Origin of the sequence: Streptosporangium sp. NPDC000509, from assembly GCF_042898365.1 — a bacterium.
Lineage (GTDB): Bacteria > Actinomycetota > Actinomycetes > Streptosporangiales > Streptosporangiaceae > Streptosporangium.
The window spans coordinates 1-17,169 of record NZ_JBIAYX010000030.1; the positions used below are offsets into that span (position 1 = coordinate 1).

A 17,169-nucleotide genomic window follows, 5' to 3' on the forward strand; every position below is an offset into this window, starting at 1 on the left:
ACCCCCCCCCAACGCACGGCCCCCCCCGGGGGGGGATGTGGTTCCGCCAAACCCCCCCCTGGGGCCCCCCCGGGACGGGGGGTGTTACGGGGTTTTGGGGGGGGGCGTTGTGGTTTTTTTTGCCCCGGGCCGTAGGGGGGGGTGCACGACGGGCAAACCCCCGCCACCGTACGGCCTTCGCGGTCCTGAAGGCTCGGACCTCGGGCGACGGGATCCCGCGCGGCGGTGAGTCGTCGGTGATCCTGCGATGATCCTGCGGGCCGGCGGAATCCGCGTGGCCGCGGGATCGGTGGGATCCGTACGGTCGCGGATCGATGACCGGCGGGATCCGCCGGGCCGGCGCGGGTCAGGAGCGGCGGTGGCCCGGCCGACGGGAGCGCAGGCCCGGTGAAACCCCGGCTCCGGCACGGATACCGGTGACAGCCTGGTTGAACGGCCCGGTCGAGTGGAAGTCCGGTCAGACATCCCATCAGTGATCAAGGCCCTGACCTCGGGACTCGAACATCGGTCCAGCGGATGAAGGTGCTCACTCACCGGCGGCTACCAGGCACCGATTCTGCCCAATCAGCTGACCCGGTGACTTCCATCAGCGGAAGAGAATGTCCCAGTGGTCCGCCTCGCGGGCGAAGAGGGGCCCCGAGGTCGCCGACTGGCCGTACAGGCGGGCTCCGTCACCTCGCACGCCCTGTAGTGGGTAGTTCTTCGTGATGTAGCGGTTGATGCATGCGTTGGGCTTTATGTCGAGCTTGTAGCCCTCGTAGTGGCTGTAGGGGCCGGGGGCGTGGCCCACCTCGGTGCCACCGGTGACGACGAGGGGGCAACCGCTGCGGCGCTTCAGTTCGATGGCGCTGGAGACGGTCGCGGATCGTACGGCCTCCAGCGAGGTGCAGTGCGGTCCGTTGCGGTTCGCGCACTTACCCGAGGAGAACCAGGTCAGGCCCGCTTCTCGCAGGAGCCGCTTGGCGTCCGTCTGCTGGAGCCGTATGGGATGCTGGGCCTTTTGCGCCTGTTGCCGCTGGGCGGGCCTCGCCTCGGACGGCTTTTCGAGGACGGCGGAGACCTGCTCCTCAGCAGCGGCCGCGACCGGTGCCCGCGCGTTTTCTTCGGCCTCCACCGCGGTCTTTCCTCCGCTCCGGAGGGTGGCTTCCTCGGTGCGGGGGGGCGTCTGTCTCTCGGCCGCGCCTGTCAGGGCGGCGGTGCGTGTTCGTGCGGTGGTTCCGGAGGGCCGGGGCGGTGCGTCCGCGGGAGCGGCCTCCTCGGGCCAGAGGGGGGCCGTGGGCTCCCGGCCGTGCTGAACGGCGATCGAATGACACAGTTCCCGGAGGTAGCGCCGGGAGGTTTCCAGGGTGGCGATGTCGTACACTCCGATGATCGTGGACCGGCGTACCTCCGCCGGGCCGGCCGCGACGGGCCGGCTCACGATCGCCGCGTCGGCCGACGCGTTCCCGCTCTCCGCGGTCGCGCTGTGGTGCGGGGCCGATGCGATGAAAGACAGCTGCAGAGCGAGCAGTGCTCCGGTGGTGAACCGGGCAGCCCGCTGCCTACAGGGACATGTCCCCATTTATGTATCCCTTGTCGCGGGAGCCCTTCCGCCAAAAGGATCAATCCCACCCCCGAACCCGGATGATCCCTCACGAAGAGTGATTTTTGCCCGGTAGTGGGAATGATCGGGCAGCTCGATGACCTGCTGAGACGGCGTTTTCGGCGATAAGTGACATATCCGTATTTGTCGTGCATGGCGCCACTATCACGTCCTTGGCGGGGAGCGCGCCGGACGGGGGCGGGGTGGCGCGACGGCGAGAGTGACGGAGCAATCACGGATATGAGTGGCGGGGGCAATGTGGCGCGCCTAAGGTCGTTCCCTGGGCTCATCCCCGGCGGTGCGGGACGGATGATCTAGGGTTCGTCCAGTGGAGAAAGACCGGATGAGCACGTTCTCCCAGCTCCAATCGATAGGTGACGAGCGCCCTATGACCGAGCCGACCCCGAGAACCCGTGGATCGGACAGGACCCGTGAGGTCATCGTGGAGACGGCCCTGCGGCTTTTTCGCGAACGTGGATACGAGGCGACCACCATGCGGGCCATCGCCGCCGAGGCCGGGGTCTCGGTGGGCAACGCCTACTACTACTTCGCCTCGAAGGAGATCCTGGTCCAGGCGTACTACGACCGGGCCCAGGCCGAGCACGAGGCCGCGTGCGAGAAACTGCTGGCCGCCGAGCACCGGTTCGCCGCGCGGCTGGCGGGGGTGTTGCGGGAGTGGGTACGGGTGTCCGAGCCGTACCACGAGTTCGCGGTGAAGTTCTTCAAGCACGCGGCCGAGCCGAACAACCCGCTCAACCCGTTCAGCGCCGAGTCCTCACCCTCCCGGGACGCGTCGATCGCGATCTATCGGCGGGTCGTGGAAGGGTCCTCCGACCGGATGGACAGCGAGCTGCGGGCCGAGCTTCCCGAGCTGCTCTGGCTGATGTCGATGGGCGTCGTCCTGTTCTGGGTGCACGACGAGTCGGAGGGGTGCCGACGGACACACCGGCTCATCGAGCTCACCGTCCCGCTGGTGGACCGCCTGGTGGGGCTCTCGCACCTGCCCGGACTGCGCGGGGTCGCCCGTGACTTCATCGCGGGGGTTCACGAACTTCGCGAATGAATCCCACGAAACTCCCTGAGGCTCCCTGGGACTTCACGAAACCGCGTTGAACTCCATAGAAACTCCACGGAACTCCACGGAACTCCATGGAACTCCATGAACAACGGTATCGATCTGATTACTCTGAGTAGCTTATTCGATGACTGCTTCAAGGGAGTCTCATGGGCTGGGTAGCCGTGCTGGTGGTGGTGTCCGTCGCGATCGCGCTGATCGCGTTCCGGGTCCTCAGGAGAAAGGGGTACGACGACGGCGAGCACGGCGCGTCGTCCGTCGACTTCTCCGCCAACCTCGCCCTCGCCGTCTACCTGCTGGTGCTGGCCTACGCCGCGGTCCTGTGCCGGGACGCGCTCTCGGTGTCGGAGGCCGACGTCCAGGCCGAGGCCGAGAGCCTCACCGAGATGTACTGGTCGGTGGCGCCCATCCCCGAGGCGGCCCCCGTCCGCTCCCAGATCCGGCAGTACACCGCGCAGAGCATCGCCCTCGACTGGCCGCTCATGGCCGACAGCGAGATGTCCCCGATCCCCGGGCAGACCCTCGCGGACATGCGGGCCACGGTGCTCAGGCTCCGCCCGATCGGCGACGAGAGCAAGAACCTCCAGCAGGACACGCTCGACCGGATCTCCGAGGTCTCCCACGCCCGCGTGATACGAGGTGACGACGCGAGTGCCAGTCTGGAGAGCATCTTCGTGATCTCGATGATCCTCTCCGGCCTCCTGGTGATCGCGCTGCCCTGGACCCTCGGGGTGCGGCCCACGGCCTCGTCGATCATCGCCGACCTGGTCCGGGTGGCCGTGGTCGTCATCGGCGTGTGCTTCATCATCCTGATCAGCCACCCGTTCAGCGGGCTCGGTGCCGTCGACCCCGACGCGTTCAAAAGCGCGCAGCGACAGTACGACCAGATCGACGGCCACTTCCCCGCGCAGCCGTAGCCCTTCTTTCCCGTCACCGGTCCGGCCGTGGGCCGTTGCCCGGTGCGAACGTGTCCGGTCCGGTCGCTGCTCGGCGCGGATCCGGCCTGGCGCGGATGCGGCGCTGACGACGGCGTGGAAGCCCGCCGGTGGATCTCTCGCCGGCGGGCTTCACGTACGTGCGGGCCCGCCTCGGGCGGGCGCCGGGGACACCGCGTGGATCTCCCACGCGGGCTTCACCGTGAGGGCGGTCCCTGCCTCGGGTAGGCGTCGGGGGTACCGTGTGGATCTCCCACGGTGGGCTGCATCGCCTGCGGGTCCGGCCACCGGCCGGGCTATCCGCGCCCCCTGCGGTTGAGCGCGGTGACCGCGCTGACCGAGATCACCCCGGTGGACATCACCAGGAGGACCAGCTTCCTGTCGGTCCCCTTGCGCCGCTCGGTGTAGCGATCGAGCACCAGTCGTTGCCGCAGGAGGGGAGGCGCACCGGAGGGCGTCGCCCTGAGCCGAGGGATGCGACTCGGCGTCGGTGTGACGACCGTCTCGGGGGCGGAAACGGGGAGAGGCCGGGGCCTTGGGGGTGGGGAGGGCTCGGAGATGGGTGAAGAGGACGCGGTGGGGGTCGGCCGCTCCGGCGTGGGCTCCGGTGTGGGCACTGGCGTCGGCTCGGGTTTCGGTTCGGGCTCCGGCTCGGGCGCTGGTTTCGGCTCCGGCTCGGGTTTCGGCTTGGCCGGTATGTCCGCCGGGTGATCCGGCTTCGGCTCCCACCAGTGCCACCAGTGCCACCAGGGGGGTTCCCTGACGTCGAGCCTCGGCGGTGGCGCGGTCGGATAGTCCGGTTCGGGCTTCGGCGCGGGGTGCGGAGCGGTCGAGCGCCCGGTTTCCGGCTGCGGTCGACGGCCAGGGCCGGGTGGAAGGCCGGACGGAGGGAGAGGCGAGGAGGACGGGCCTGGCTCGGGGAGCGGAGATCGGCCGGAGGTCGGGCTCAGGGCCGCGTGCGACATCCGGAGATGCGGGGCGTCTCGCGGGACGGGCGATCCCGTCCCGTCTTTCGCCCAACTGGGGTGCGTTCCGATCAGAACGGGAATCGTCATGCAGCTCATGAGGGCCGCCACACTGAGCAGGCCCCGTCGCCGGCTCATCCGCCGATGTTTCGTCACCCAAGGTTTCTAACATCATACGGAAAGTGATGGGGGGTTAAATGGCCGGTCGGTGTGGATCATTCTTTTGGTCACATACCGTCTGGTTGGTACGGTCGAGGCCATTGACGGCACCCGGATCGGGCCGGATTCTCCCTCGGAATATCGTTTCGAGGAAGGGTTCCCGGCTGCGATCGCAGAACACGGAGGCGGCACGATGACCACAGGCCCACGCTGGGGTATGACGATTCCCTTCTACGACCGTTCGCTCGCCGCCTCCAAGGACCTGATCGCCGAGCTTCCCGGACTCGGCTACACCGACGCCTGGTCCGCCGAGGTCAACGGTGTCGACGGCTTCGTACCCCTCGCGATGGCCTCGGAGTGGGCCCCGGGGATGCGGCTCGGCAGCGCGATCGTCCCGGTCTCCACCCGGGGGCCCGGCCTGCTCGCCATGTCCGCCGCCACGCTCGCCGACCTCGCCCCCGAACGCTTCGTCCTGGGCATCGGGGCCTCCTCGCCGGCCATCGTGGAACGCTGGAACGCCGGGGAGTTCGTCAAGCCGTTCGCCAGGACCAGAGACACCCTGCGCTTCCTGCGTGGAGCCCTCGCGGGCGAGAAGATCAGCGAGCGGTACGAGACGTTCGAGGTCAAGGGCTTCAAGCTGGAGCGCGCCCCCAAGATTCCGCCGAAGATCGTGCTCGCCGCGCTCCGCCCCCGCATGCTGCGTCTGGCCGCCGAGGAGGCCGACGGCGCGATCACCAACTGGCTCTCGCCCGAGGACGTGCGGAAGGTGCGGGCCGAGGTCGGCCCGGAGACCGAGCTGATCGCCCGGCTGTTCGTGTGCGTCGGTGAGGACGCGGAGAAGGCGCGCGAGCTCGGGCGCTGGATGCTCGCGAGCTATTTGACCGTCCCGGTCTACGCCGCCTTCCACGACTGGCTGGGGCGCGGCGAGGTGTTGCGGCCGATGCACGAGGCATGGGCGGCCGGAGACCGGCAGGCGGCGCTCAAGGCCATCCCCGACGAGGTCGTGGACGATCTCATCGTGCACGGCGACGCGGCCACGTGCCGGAGCCGGATCCGGGAGTATGTGCGCAACGGCCTGGACACCCCGATCCTCGCCCCCATTCCCGGGGGCGGGGTCCCGATCGCCCAGGCCGTACGAGATCTGGCCCCCGTCGAGGAGTGACCCTTTGTACGACCTGTTGAAGCTCGACGCCCTCGGGCAGGCGCAAGCCGTGCGGAAAGGGGAGATCTCCCCGAGGGAGCTCGCCGAGGCGGCGATCGCGCGGATCGAGGCGTGCGACGGCGCGATCAACGCCGTCGTCCACCGCAGGTTCGAACGGGCACTGGCCGAGGTGGGCGAGGTCGATCCCGAGGCCCCCTTCGCGGGCGTGCCGACGCTGCTGAAGGACCTGGGCTGGAGCATGGCCGGGGAGCCGTACCGCGCGGGATCGCGCACCCTCGACGGGATCTTCGCCGAGCGCGAGGGGTACGCGGTGACCAGGCTGCGCCAGGCGGGGTTCACGATCCTGGGACGGACCAACACCTCAGAGTTCGGCACCGCGATCACCACCGAGCCGGTGGCGTTCGGCCCCACCCGCAATCCGTACGACCTTCGTTACAGCAGCGGAGGATCGAGCGGCGGGTCCGCCGCGGCGGTGGCGTCGGGCATGGTCGCGGTCGCCACGGCGAGCGACGGCGGCGGGTCGATCCGGATCCCGGCGAGCATGTGCGGGCTGGTCGGGTTGAAACCCGGCAGGGGCAGGGTGAGCTCCGGCCCGTCCGCGGGTGAGCCCTGGGCCGGTTTCTCGTCCGCGGGCCTGCTCTGCCGTACGGTGCGGGACAGCGCGGCGACCCTCGACGTGATCGCCGGGACGATGCCGGGCGACCCGTACGGCGCGCCCGCCTGGAGACGTCCGCTCGCCGAGGAGGTCGGGGCGGATCCCGGGCGGCTGCGGATCGGTTTCCTCACCGAGCACCCGGACGGGGACGTCCCTTCGGAGCCGGACCTGGTGGCCGCGGTCACCGAGGCCGCCGGGTTGCTGGAGGCGCTGGGTCACGACGTCGAGCCGGGAGGACCCTCCGCGCTCGCCGAGGAAGGCTTCGCCACGCACTTCGGCACGATCGTCGCCGCCCACGTGGCCGCCGATCTGGAGGACATCGGGCGCTGGCGCGGCAGGCCCGTCGAGTTCGACGAACTGGAGGAGCGCAACCGGATCCTGGGGGCGGCGGGCAGGAAGCTCGACGCGGTCGGCTACGTGACCTCGCGCGACTGGATCGACGGGTTCAGGCGGCGGATGGCCGCCTGGTGGGAGTCGCACGACCTGCTGCTCATGCCCTCCCTGGGAGTGGCGCCCTTCCGCCTCGGCCGGCTGCCCGCCGACGACGTCAGCACCTCGCGGGGCCGCACCAACCGCGCGGTGTCGTTCACCTCGCCCGTCAACGCCACCGGGCAGCCCGCGATCTCCCTGCCGCTGCACCGCACGGCGGACGGCCTGCCGGTGGGGGTACAACTGGTCGCCGCCGCGGGGCGGGAGGACCTGCTCGTCCGGGTGGCCGCCCAGATCGAGGAGGAACGGCCCTTCCTGCACACGGCGATGCGCTGACCGTCCTGCCCGCCGTCCGGGAACCCAAAGGTGTCCGGGAAGCCAAGAGTGTCCGGGAACCCAAGGGGAAAATCACACGTTATATCGTGAGGCGGCGGGGTAGTACGCAGCCAGACGAACGTGGTTCCGAGGAGGATTCCATGGCGAAGGTGGCACGCGCGGCGCAGACGTGGCGGGCGTACAGAGAGGTGACGAAGCCGGGTTCGCCCGGTCTCGGCACCCGTCTCCGCGCCCTCCCCAGGATGATCGGCGCGGTCATGAACGGGCGGTATCCCGGCATGACCAAGGGCAAGCTGGCCATGATGGGTCTCGGCGTTCTCTACATCATCTCGCCGGTCGACCTCGTCCCCGACTTCCTGGTCCTCGTCGGGGTGGCCGACGACTTCGGCGTCTTCCTGTGGCTGATGGGCTCCCTGCTCGGTGAGGGCGGGCGCTACGTCGACTGGGAGCGCGAGGGGATCGCACGCGAGGGGATCAGATCTGTTCCATCCTGAGCCAGGCACGTGAGGGCAGCGGGTGGCCGAACAGGCGGGCGGCGTTGCCGTAGGCCACCCGGGCGATGTCGGCGGGCGGCAGGCTGCCCAGGTTCGTCGCGATGGCCTGCTGGGTGTCGGGCCAGGTGGAGTCGGAGTGCGGGTAGCCGCTCTCCAGCAGCACGTGCTCCAGCCCGACGGCGAGCCGAACCCCCGACAGGGCGTGGTCGTTGAGCGTGCCGAAGAAGAAGTTTCTCCGCAGCACCTCGCTGGGCTTCAGGCCGCCCTCCCAGGAGGCCTCCCCCGCCACGGGGTGGTCGAGCGCGTAGTCGGCCCGTTCGGCCAGCATCGGCAGCCAGCCCACGCCGCCCTCCACGATCAGGATCCGCAACGCGGGGAAGCGCAGCGGGACGCCCGACCAGAGCCAGTCGGCGCAGGCGAACATGGCGCTCGCGGGCATCAGGGTGGTGATCGCCTCGATCGGCGTGTCCGGAGAGGGGACCGGAGCCCAGGAACCGGCACCGGCGTGCAGGCAGACGACGGTGCCCGTCTCCTCGCACGCCTGGAAGAACGGGTCCCAGTGGTCGCTGTGGATGGACGGCAGGCGCAGCCGGGTGGGGAACTCGGGGAAGAGCACCGCCTTGAAACCGCGCGCGGCGTTGTCGCGGATCTCCTTGGCGGCCACCTCGGGGTCGGTCAGCCAGGGCAGCTGCAGGGCGATGATCCGTTCCGGGTAGGTGCCGGCCCAGACCTCCACGTGCCAGTCGTTCCACGCGCGCAGGACCGACAGGCCCAGCTCCTGGTCGCGGGTCTTGGCGAAGACCATGCCGGACTGCCCTGCCAGCATGCCGGGGAAGCACAGCGCGGCCCAGACACCGGCACGGTCCATGTCCTCGATCCGGGCCTCGACGTCGTGGCAGCCGGGACGCATGTGCTCGAACCGCACAGGATCGAGCGTCCACTGCTCGCGGGGCAGGCCGGCGCCCACGTCGAGCCCGGCGCAGGGGTAGGTGGCCCCGCCGTAACGCCAGACCTGGTGACCGGAGTCGGTCTCGACCACCTTGGGCGCCAGGTCGGCGTATTTCTCCGGCAGCCGGTCGTCGAACATGTCGGGCGGCTCGATCAGGTGGTCGTCGGCTGAAATGATCACATAGTCCCGCCGCCTTGGCTCGGGATCGGGGAGCAGCGGCGTAGTCACACGGTCAACCGTATTCCGCTGGAATAACACTCATCAAGCCGCAAGGTCTCCGCTTGGTATCTCTGTCTCTCGTGACGTCTTCTGCGATGTCCCCATCACGCCTTTTATGACGCTCCGTAACTGCCTTCCGCGACACTCGCCGAGACCGTTTTCACGGTGCCTCCCGACCGTCCCGCGCGGGGCCTCCCCAGTCGGCCCGCGCGGCCACCTCCCGCGGTGTCCTGTGTCGCGGCCCGGGACCACCCGAGGGGGGTGGAGGGCGGCCCCGGGACGGGCCCGCCGGAAGGGTGCCGCCCGTGGCGGGCCCGGGGGTGCGCCTACCCAGGGATCGCCCCAGTATCAGGATTTTTTATAAGTTGATACTTGAGGGAAAAGATGCTCTTTTTGTCCATATCCAAGGTTCGTGGGCGAGAACCCCGCACGTCCCCGGCGCATGGCGGGAGTCGTACACCCGCGCGAGCCCGACCCGCCGTTTAGTCTATGCAGCGGCGGGCCTCGCCTGATGGGGGCCGATGGGGGCGGGGATGCGAGTGGTGATTCCGGCACGGGACGACATCCCGTACGTCGCGCGGGTGGCGCTGCTGTTCGTGCTCGCGCTCTCCACGGTGATCGTCCACATCAACCAGGCCCCTCCCCTGCGACCCGCGGTCGAACTCCTGGCGGACCTGCGGGCGGGCGAGGTGACGAAGATCGTCTACGACGGCAACTGGCCCGCCTACGGCACGCTGACCTGGTCGCACGGGCCGCTCTCCTGGAGTCAGGCCCGTTTCGACCAGCCGGACGACGTCTGGGATCCCCAGACCACCCGCCTCGTCCCCGAGGCCCTGGAACGCCGCCAGGAGGCTTTCATGGCCCAGGTGCGCGCCGTCGCCGATCCCTCGGTGGAGATCGTGCGCACCGACGGCTTCAGGGCACTGGCGGGCTCGCCCGCCTACGGACGGTGGTGGGAGCCGTTCGCCCCGGTGGCGGTGGCGGCGGAGATCCTGGCCTGGCTGCTCATGCTGGCCCGGCCGAACCCCCGCTACGCCAGCCGCTGGGCGTGGTTCTGGATGTTTCTCACCGGCGGCTCGCTGCTCTACGTCCTGCTGGAGCCGAGACCCCTGTGGCGGGCTCCGTACGAGGCGCTGCCCGCGCCGGCCAGGATCGACGGGACACGCGGGTTCGTGATCGCGGTGGCGCTCCTTTTCGGCCTGTCGATGGTGAACGCGTGATCGTAAAGTAGAAACAAAGGTATGACCCGTGAAACGCCGCAGGTCCGTCGCGGCTGGCGGATCGCCGGGTTGGCCGTCCGTTCGGTCCTCCTGATCGTTCTGGCCCTCGGCGTCCTGATCACCGTGCTGAGCGTCACTCCCCTGCCGGGGACGCGGGCCGAACTCCGCGCCGCGGCCGCGGCCGACCGCGTCTCCCTCGTCGAGTACGACGGATACGCCATGGGAGACGGGCGGAGCGGCGTGATCTCCTACGTCCTGTGGGCCCAGGGCCCGCTGCTCTGGCGCGAGATCAGACTGGAGCCGCCCGCGGAGGGCTCGTCCGCCTACACGTGGGCGGAACTGAGGAAGGACCTGGGGTCGAGCCAGGCCATGGTGATCGAGCGGGTCCACTTCGGCGGGGCGGCATGGGTGCCCGGCTGGGTCATCGACATGCCGGGGCCCGTCGGCGGCCCGTGGCTGATGGGGAGCTGGATACTCGCGTTTCTGATCATGCTCGGCTCGACGCCCCGGCTGGGCAACCGATGGGCCTGGCTCTGGCTCTTCACCGTCGGGCAGGTGGGCGCGCTCCTGTTCCTGCTGCTCGAACCCCGCCCGCTCTGGTTCGCGGCCGGGCGACGTCCCGCGCCGCGCGAGCGGCTGGGCGGCGGCCGGGGCTTCCTGCTGGCGATCGGAGTCGGTCTGCTCTCCCTCGGCCTGGTGTCGGCCTTCGGCTATCTGCTGAACCTCGTCGGAAACTAGGCGCGGAGGTCGGCGGACTCGCCGGACGGGGAGGACACGGCGGACTCGGTGGATTCGCCGGAGGGGGAGGACGCAGCGGGCTCGGCGGACTCTGCGGAGTCGTCGGGCGAGGAGGGCTCGTCGGAGGAGTCGTCGGGCGCGGAGGACCTTCCTGAGGACCTTCCTGAGGACCCCGGAGACACCGAGGACACCGAGGGCGCTGCGGACCTGGAGGGTGCGTCCGGCCCGGGTTCTCCGTCTCCGGGCTCTCCGTCTCCAGGCTCGCCCGGCCCGGGTTCGCCGGATGCCGTCGCGGCCGTCTTGAGGTCGGCGGCCTCCCTGCGGATCAGCAGGACCCAGCCGCCGATCGCGACCCCGATGAACAACCACCACTGCACGCCGTAGGCCAGGTTGAGGCCGCCCCCCTCGCCGACGTCCGGCGCGGGGACGGGCGCGGGAGCGACGGCGGCCGCGGGCGACTGCTCGATCAGGTCGACGTAGCCGCCGAGGAGCCGGTACGGCAGGCCGCGTCCGATCGCCTCGGTGTTGATCAGCAGGACCTGCCCCACGGGCAGGCCCGCCCGGTCGCGGATGCCGGAGGTCTCCTCGGTCTCGGTGGGACGTAGCCTGCCGGTGACAGTCACCTCACCCGAGGAGGGTGCGGGGACCTCGGGGAGGGCGTCGGCGGTGCTGCCCGCCCTGACCCAGCCACGGTTCACCAGCACGCCGGTGCCGTCCGCCGTGACCAGCGGGGTCAGCACGTAGAAGCCGACCGCCTTGTCCTGGACGCGGCGCCGGACCAGGAGCTGGGCGCCGGCGTCGTACGTCCCCTTGGCCAGGACGGTGCGGTATTTGTCCTGCGTGGAGACGGTGCCGCCGGGTGAGGTGAGCTCTTCCACGGCGACGGGGGCGGCGGCGAGGTTGCCGGTGATCTGGTGGCTGCTGGTGGATCTCTCCTCGAAACGCCCGAACTGCCACTGGCCGAGCAGCACGAAAGCGGGGATGACCAGCAGCACCACCACGTGGAGAGCGAGCCATCGGGGAGTCAGCAGGAACCGGTACACGTCATCAAGAGTAGGCACCGGGGGCATCGCCCCGTCCTCCGAGTGGGCCTCCGGGGATGGCCGGATACGCCTTGGGGCGTAGTAAAGTTCCCGGGACCCCTGATCCTCGGATGTCAGGAAAGCTCACCGGACACTTCGGGCATCGCATACGGTCGTCTGAGTTTTCCCCTCGGGATGTTCCATCACCTCCGGAGCCCGCCCCTGATGACCGTGCTCATGCCCGCCCCTCCGGCTCCGCTCGTACTCCCCCGCATCGGGGTCCTGCTGCGGCACGCCGTCCCCAGGGTGTTCGAGAGCATGATCCTTCCCGTTCTTATCTTCTACGTCGCGTTGGTCTTCACCAACGCGAACGGTGCGCTGGCGGTGGCGGCGGCGTGGGTCTACGGCGGCGTCGCCTGGCGGCTGGTGAAGGGCGGTGAGGCCCCCGGCACGCTGCTGCTGGCGGCGGGCACGATCACCGTGAGGGTGGCGCTGACGCTGGCGACGGGCAATCCCATCGTGTTCTTCCTGCAGCCCTGCCTCGGAGTGTTCTGCGTGAGCATGGGTTTTCTGCTCACCGCGCCGCTGCGGAGGCCGCTGATCCGGCGGGTGGTGGCCGACCTCGTGCCGCTGCCCGACCAGGTGATGGAGCATCCTCGGATGCGCCGCTTCTTCGTGTCGCAGTCGGTGCTGTGGGGCTGCGCGCAACTGCTGAACGGTGCGCTGAGCCTGTGGCTGCTGCTCAGCCAGACCCTGGAGACCTATCTCCTGGTGCGCACCTCCGCGGTCGCGGTGCTGCTCGGCGGTGTGGCGCTGGTCTCGGTGCTCAGCTTCAGGCACTGCCTGCGGAGGCTGGAGACGACGCGGGGGACGTGGCCTGCGGAGGCTTCGGCACCGGGTCCGGAGACGCGGGGGCTGTAGCGCGAAGGCGCGCTCCGGGACCGGGCACCGGAGTGACCTCTCTCGGGCCGGACACCTCGTGCCCTTCCGCGCACCGGAAGTGCTGTTCGACCAGGGCGCCGCAGTCGCGGTGGGTGATGCGCAGCGGCGGTCCCGCGGCGTCGCTGAGATACCGGTCGCCCCACCACATCAGGGCCATCAAAGTCGGATAGAGGTCGAGCCCCATCTGGGTCAGCCGGTATTCGTCGCGCTGCCGCTGGCCGGGCTCGCGGTAGGGGACCTTGCGCAGCAGCCCTTCCTCCACCAGCCGGGTCAGCCGGGCGCTGAGCACCTGCCTGGGCGCTCCCGTGGCGGCCTGCATGTCGGCGAAGCGCCGAACGCCGCCGAACGCCTCACGCAGCACCAGGAACGTCCACTTCTCGCCGACGACGCCCAGGGCACGTTCGATGGAGCAGTTGTCCATCCGCAGGGGCAGGTCGCCGGGAGTCGCCGCATTCATGTGCGAATCGTAAGTCGCCATCGCACCACCTCCAACGTGGGTCTAAGTCTAGTTGACATACTCAGGTGTGCTGCGAGAGTCTGAGTTCATGATGCGAACTCAGCTGGTGTCGGCGGGTGGCGTACCGGGGGCCGCCGGCATCCCGGTCGTGTGCGGGAACGTCACCCAGGGGGCCGAGGGCATCCTCGCCGCATCCGGGCACGTCACACGGGAGGCCGGAGCGGGCACGGCCGTATCCGGGGACGTGTCCGGAAGTGTCGGGGAGACCTTGGGGGACGTCGCGGCGCTGTCGGAGGCCGCCGTGGAGATCCGGCCCGCGCGGCCGGGCGACGAGGAGGGGATCCGCCGCTTCCTCGGAGGGCTGTCGCCGCGCACGCGGGCGCTGAGGTTCTTCGCCGGGATGAGCCGCCCGAGTGCGAGCTTCGTCAGGACGCTGCTCGCGGTGGACGAGCGGCGCGACGCCCTGCTCGCCGTGCGGGGGAACGTGCTCGTCGGGCACGCGATGAGTTGTCGGGGTGAGGAGGTCGACGTCGAGATCGCCGTGGTGGTGAGCGACGAGTGGCAGGGGATGGGGATCGGCTCCCGGCTCATCCGGACCCTGATGCGCCGCGCGGAGGCGAGGGGTGCCGTGACGGTGGGGATGGACGTGCTCGGGGACAACCGCGAGGTCCTGTCCATGGTCCGCGGGATGTGGCCGGAGGCGACCATGCGTGCCTCCTCCGGCATGGTCGAGGTGACCGCACAGGTTCTCCGTTGAACGCCACCCCTGGCCGGTCCTCGCGCGGGTCGTCCCGGGGTTCGCCGAACGGGGTCTGCACCGAACCCGTCCGGCCGATTCCCGTGCGGGCCGTACCGGGATTCACCGGACGGAGGCTCCTGGCCGGAGGCGTGGGAACACCGCTTCGCGGCCGGGTGGCCGGGCGCCGGGACGACGACGCGGCCCCGAGGGCGGGCGGTATGATCGACATGGTCCAAGCCGGTTTCCGGGCAGTTTGCGGAACAAGGTTCTGTTGCCTCACCATGGATCCGTGAAGACCGCCAAGAACGGACGCGACGGCCGCACCAGGATCGTCGAGGGGGCTCTCCGCCGATTCAGCCAGGACGGTGTCTCGGCCACCACCCTGGCGAGCCTCCGCGAGGAGAGCGGCGTCAGCGTCGGCAGTTTCTACCACCACTTCGCCAGCAAGGAACACGTCTTCGGCGTCCTGTACGCGGAGACCCTGCACATGTACCAGGAGGCGTTCCTCGCCGAACTCCAGCGTCACGAGAGCGCTCGGGGAGGCATCGAGGCCATCGTCGCCATGCACATGTCCTGGAGCGGCGAGCACCGCGAGCGGGCGCACCTGCTCATCAGCGAGCGGCCGCCCAGGCGCGACGAGCCGGGCGGCACCGAGGTGTCGGAGTCGCGCAGGGCGTTCTTCAGGAAGGTCTCCGACTGGTGGCGTCCGCACATGAAGGACGGCCTGCTCCAGCCCGTTCACCCGACGATGTGCTACGTGCTCTGGCTGGGACCGGCCACCGAGATGTGCCGTCTGTGGTTCGCCGGCGCGCACCAGCCCACCCCCGACGAGATCAGCGGCCTCTGTGACGCGGCCTGGCAGAGCCTGAGGCAGCGAAACCCCTGAGGTCGTGGCGCCGCTGATACTCCGGCCCGGATCACGGGGGCTTTTCCGGGCCGGAGCGGTATCAGCGCGCCCCCACCAGTTGACGCGTCCGCGTCGACACCCGCCAGACGTCCTCGTCCAGTGAGATGTCCAGCCGAAGGTCCTGACGTCGGCGCCGCAGGCCGGGCACCAGCACCCGGTCGGACACGTCGAACCCGCCACGCCGGGCGTAGCCGAACCCCAGTTCTCCGGGAAAGACCCGTAACTCATCCCGATTGCCGCACCGCGGGCAGGTCCATGCGACCAGGTCCTTGCCACGGTGGTAGTCGTGGCAGGCGCGGAAGTATTCATCGGGGTGGAAACGGGTCTCGCAGGCGAAGCAGGGGATCAACATCAAGGATCCTTTGAAGCGTGTGGTGCGGCTACCAAGAAGTACCGCTTACCGCTTGAAGTCCGCTTGCAGAACGCTTACCTCGGTGGGTAACAGTCTCATCACCGGGAGCGTTCGGACGTGCCCGGTGCGAGGATTGCCCCGTGAACGATCTGCTTGGCCGGCTCCGAGGGCTGCTGCTCGACACCGGCTACACCATCGACGGCGTCCGCGAGCGTCTCGGCGACGTCGCCGCCACCGCGCTCTCCCGCGAGGAGACGGTGCCCGCCCTGCGCGCCACCGCGGACGGTGACCCGCTCGCCACCCTGATCCGGCTGTGGTGGCTCGGCGTCCCCGTGGAGGCGCGACGGGTGCCGGCGGCCCTTCCCGTGGAGGAACTGGTCGCCGCGGGCCTGGTGACCGTCGAGGACGGCCGGGTCACCTCTGCGGTCCACCTGCAGCCCTGGGACACCGACGGCGCCGCCGACGCCCCCGGCGGCTACGTCGTCTCCGACCGCAAGGTGCGGCCGGGAGACCCGGCCCTGCGCCCGGACCACGTCGTCGGCGCGGGTGGCGCCTCGGCGAACCTCGCCCAGCTCGCCTCCCGCCGTCCCGTCGGGCGCGCCCTGGACCTGGGGACCGGGTGCGGGGTGCAGGTCCTCCACCTGGCCGGCAGGGCGGAGGAGATCACGGCCACCGACGTCAATCCACGCGCGCTGGAGTTGGCCCGTATCAGCTGGGCGCTGTCCGGGATCACCGGTGTCGACGCCCGGCTCGGCTCCCTGTTCGACCCCGTCGAGGACGACCGCTTCGACCTGGTCGTCTCCAACCCGCCGTTCGTGATCTCCCCGGCCGGCCGGTTCACCTACCGTGAGTCCGGCTTCCACGCCGACGACTTCTGCCGTGACCTCGTCCGGCGGGCACCCCGTCACCTCGCGTCCGGCGGCACCTGTCACCTGCTGGCGAACTGGTTGCACGTCGACGGCGAGGACTGGCGTGACCGGGTGGGCGGCTGGCTCACCGGGACGGGCTGCGACGGCTGGGTGGTGCAACGCGACGTCCAGGATCCCGCCGAGTACGTCGAGCTGTGGCTGAGGGACGCCGCGGAGCAGGGCACCTCGCGTCATCGCGAACTCTACGACGACTGGCTCGGCTGGTTCGAGGCCGCGAACGTCACCGGGATCGGCTTCGGCTGGATCACCCTGAACGACTCGGGGAGCCTCGATCCGGTCGTGCGGGTGGAGGAGTACGGGGGGCCGGTGGAACTGCCGGTCGGTGGATATGTGGACGAGGTGCTCGGCGCGATCGCCACGGCGCACCGGCTGAGTGACGCCGAGTTGCTCGGCGCCAGGCTCGCGGTGGCCGAGGGGGTGCTGGAGGAGCGGATCGGCCCGCCGGGTGCGGAGGATCCGGCGCGGATCGTGCTCAGGCAGAGCGGGGGGCTGCGTCGCAGGGCCGTGGTCGGGACCGTGGAAGCCGCGCTCGCGGGGGTCTGCGACGGTGGTTATCCACTGGATCCGCTGCTCGCCGCGATCGCGGAACTGACCGGCGAGGACCACGATGACCTGCGGGCGAAGGCTCCCTCGGCGCTCCGCCCGCTGATCGCGGAAGGGTTTTTCCACATATCCACAGGGTGACTGTCCACAGCCTGTGGATATCGCCGCTATCGCTTGTCAATCGGATGGCAAACCCCGTGGGCGAAGCTCTGGCCGTGGGGCACGGACCCGGGGGGTGAGGGGTCCGTGCCATGTCCGGCCGGCCGTCACAGTGAGGCGGCCGACCCGCGGGCGACGCACCGGATGACCGGGCCCCCTACGCGTCGCCCGGGTCAGACGGCCGGCCGGACCTCCACACCC

At 70.1% G+C, this 17,169-nt stretch carries 17 protein-coding genes; 11 read left to right on the forward strand and 6 right to left on the reverse strand.

What is annotated here, in order from left to right:
* Positions 1 to 586 precede the first annotated feature (586 nt).
* Positions 587 to 1,561 carry a hypothetical protein gene (locus tag ACFY3D_RS37150; protein WP_389988912.1) on the reverse strand — a complete coding sequence of 325 codons (975 nt, stop codon included), beginning with the start codon at positions 1,559 to 1,561 and terminating at the stop codon, positions 587 to 589.
* Between the two features lie 409 nt (positions 1,562 to 1,970).
* Here ACFY3D_RS37150 and ACFY3D_RS37155 point away from each other — a divergent pair, with 409 nt between their 5' ends.
* Together ACFY3D_RS37155 and ACFY3D_RS37160 are read left to right on the forward strand one after the other, a co-directional pair.
* Positions 1,971 to 2,645 (forward strand): TetR/AcrR family transcriptional regulator, encoded by a 675-nt coding sequence (locus ACFY3D_RS37155; RefSeq protein ID WP_389988914.1) that lies wholly within the window; start codon positions 1,971 to 1,973, stop codon positions 2,643 to 2,645.
* A 161-nt stretch (positions 2,646 to 2,806) separates the two neighbouring features.
* Positions 2,807 to 3,574: a hypothetical protein gene (locus ACFY3D_RS37160; protein WP_362898282.1), complete on the forward strand. Its 768-nt coding sequence runs from the start codon at positions 2,807 to 2,809 to the stop codon at positions 3,572 to 3,574.
* 314 nt (positions 3,575 to 3,888) lie between these two features.
* On the opposite strand, the gene ACFY3D_RS37165 is transcribed toward ACFY3D_RS37160, so the two are convergent.
* Positions 3,889 to 4,011 (reverse strand): hypothetical protein, encoded by a 123-nt coding sequence (locus ACFY3D_RS37165; RefSeq protein WP_389988916.1) that lies wholly within the window; start codon positions 4,009 to 4,011, stop codon positions 3,889 to 3,891.
* A gap of 898 nt (positions 4,012 to 4,909) precedes the next feature.
* Between ACFY3D_RS37165 and ACFY3D_RS37170 the strand changes: the two genes are divergently transcribed.
* From ACFY3D_RS37170 to ACFY3D_RS37180, 3 genes are all read left to right on the forward strand, one after another.
* Positions 4,910 to 5,878, forward strand: a complete 969-nt coding sequence (locus tag ACFY3D_RS37170) for an LLM class F420-dependent oxidoreductase (protein WP_350941777.1) — start codon at positions 4,910 to 4,912, stop codon at positions 5,876 to 5,878.
* Between the two features lie 4 nt (positions 5,879 to 5,882).
* Positions 5,883 to 7,298, forward strand: a complete 1,416-nt coding sequence (locus ACFY3D_RS37175; protein ID WP_389988918.1) for an amidase — start codon at positions 5,883 to 5,885, stop codon at positions 7,296 to 7,298.
* 140 nt (positions 7,299 to 7,438) lie between these two features.
* Positions 7,439 to 7,792, forward strand: a complete 354-nt coding sequence (locus ACFY3D_RS37180; protein ID WP_389988920.1) for a YkvA family protein — start codon at positions 7,439 to 7,441, stop codon at positions 7,790 to 7,792.
* On the opposite strand, the gene ACFY3D_RS37185 is transcribed toward ACFY3D_RS37180, so the two are convergent.
* Entirely contained in the window at positions 7,773 to 8,969 is a 1,197-nt protein-coding gene (locus ACFY3D_RS37185; RefSeq protein ID WP_350941772.1) for an amidohydrolase family protein, read from the reverse strand. The two genes, ACFY3D_RS37180 and ACFY3D_RS37185, sit on opposite strands and share 20 nt — an antisense overlap.
* A gap of 524 nt (positions 8,970 to 9,493) precedes the next feature.
* On the opposite strand from ACFY3D_RS37185, the gene ACFY3D_RS37190 reads away from it, so the two are divergent.
* Entirely contained in the window at positions 9,494 to 10,180 is a 687-nt protein-coding gene (locus ACFY3D_RS37190) for a hypothetical protein (protein ID WP_350941770.1), read from the forward strand.
* Positions 10,181 to 10,201: 21 nt separating this feature from the next.
* Complete coding sequence (locus ACFY3D_RS37195; RefSeq protein WP_389988923.1) at positions 10,202 to 10,918, forward strand: hypothetical protein; 717 nt, start codon at positions 10,202 to 10,204, stop codon at positions 10,916 to 10,918.
* Here ACFY3D_RS37195 and ACFY3D_RS37200 read toward each other — a convergent pair.
* Positions 10,915 to 11,979, reverse strand: a complete 1,065-nt coding sequence (locus tag ACFY3D_RS37200; RefSeq protein ID WP_389988925.1) for an SURF1 family cytochrome oxidase biogenesis protein — start codon at positions 11,977 to 11,979, stop codon at positions 10,915 to 10,917. The two genes, ACFY3D_RS37195 and ACFY3D_RS37200, sit on opposite strands and share 4 nt — an antisense overlap.
* Positions 11,980 to 12,165: 186 nt before the next feature.
* Here ACFY3D_RS37200 and ACFY3D_RS37205 point away from each other — a divergent pair, with 186 nt between their 5' ends.
* Positions 12,166 to 12,861, forward strand: a complete 696-nt coding sequence (locus tag ACFY3D_RS37205; protein ID WP_389988927.1) for a VC0807 family protein — start codon at positions 12,166 to 12,168, stop codon at positions 12,859 to 12,861.
* On the opposite strand, the gene ACFY3D_RS37210 is transcribed toward ACFY3D_RS37205, so the two are convergent.
* Positions 12,773 to 13,339 (reverse strand): winged helix-turn-helix transcriptional regulator, encoded by a 567-nt coding sequence (locus ACFY3D_RS37210; RefSeq protein ID WP_389988929.1) that lies wholly within the window; start codon positions 13,337 to 13,339, stop codon positions 12,773 to 12,775. The genes ACFY3D_RS37205 and ACFY3D_RS37210 overlap by 89 nt on opposite strands.
* Before the next feature lie 88 nt (positions 13,340 to 13,427).
* On the opposite strand from ACFY3D_RS37210, the gene ACFY3D_RS37215 reads away from it, so the two are divergent.
* Positions 13,428 to 14,096 carry a GNAT family N-acetyltransferase gene (locus ACFY3D_RS37215; protein ID WP_389988931.1) on the forward strand — a complete coding sequence of 223 codons (669 nt, stop codon included), beginning with the start codon at positions 13,428 to 13,430 and terminating at the stop codon, positions 14,094 to 14,096.
* A 271-nt stretch (positions 14,097 to 14,367) separates the two neighbouring features.
* Positions 14,368 to 14,964, forward strand: coding sequence for a TetR/AcrR family transcriptional regulator (locus ACFY3D_RS37220; RefSeq protein ID WP_389988933.1), 597 nt, complete (start codon positions 14,368 to 14,370; stop codon positions 14,962 to 14,964).
* Positions 14,965 to 15,025: 61 nt separating this feature from the next.
* On the opposite strand, the gene ACFY3D_RS37225 is transcribed toward ACFY3D_RS37220, so the two are convergent.
* Positions 15,026 to 15,337 carry a hypothetical protein gene (locus ACFY3D_RS37225; RefSeq protein ID WP_350941761.1) on the reverse strand — a complete coding sequence of 104 codons (312 nt, stop codon included), beginning with the start codon at positions 15,335 to 15,337 and terminating at the stop codon, positions 15,026 to 15,028.
* 140 nt (positions 15,338 to 15,477) lie between these two features.
* Here ACFY3D_RS37225 and ACFY3D_RS37230 point away from each other — a divergent pair, with 140 nt between their 5' ends.
* Positions 15,478 to 16,950 (forward strand): methyltransferase, encoded by a 1,473-nt coding sequence (locus ACFY3D_RS37230; protein WP_389988935.1) that lies wholly within the window; start codon positions 15,478 to 15,480, stop codon positions 16,948 to 16,950.
* Positions 16,951 to 17,169: the final 219 nt, after the last annotated feature.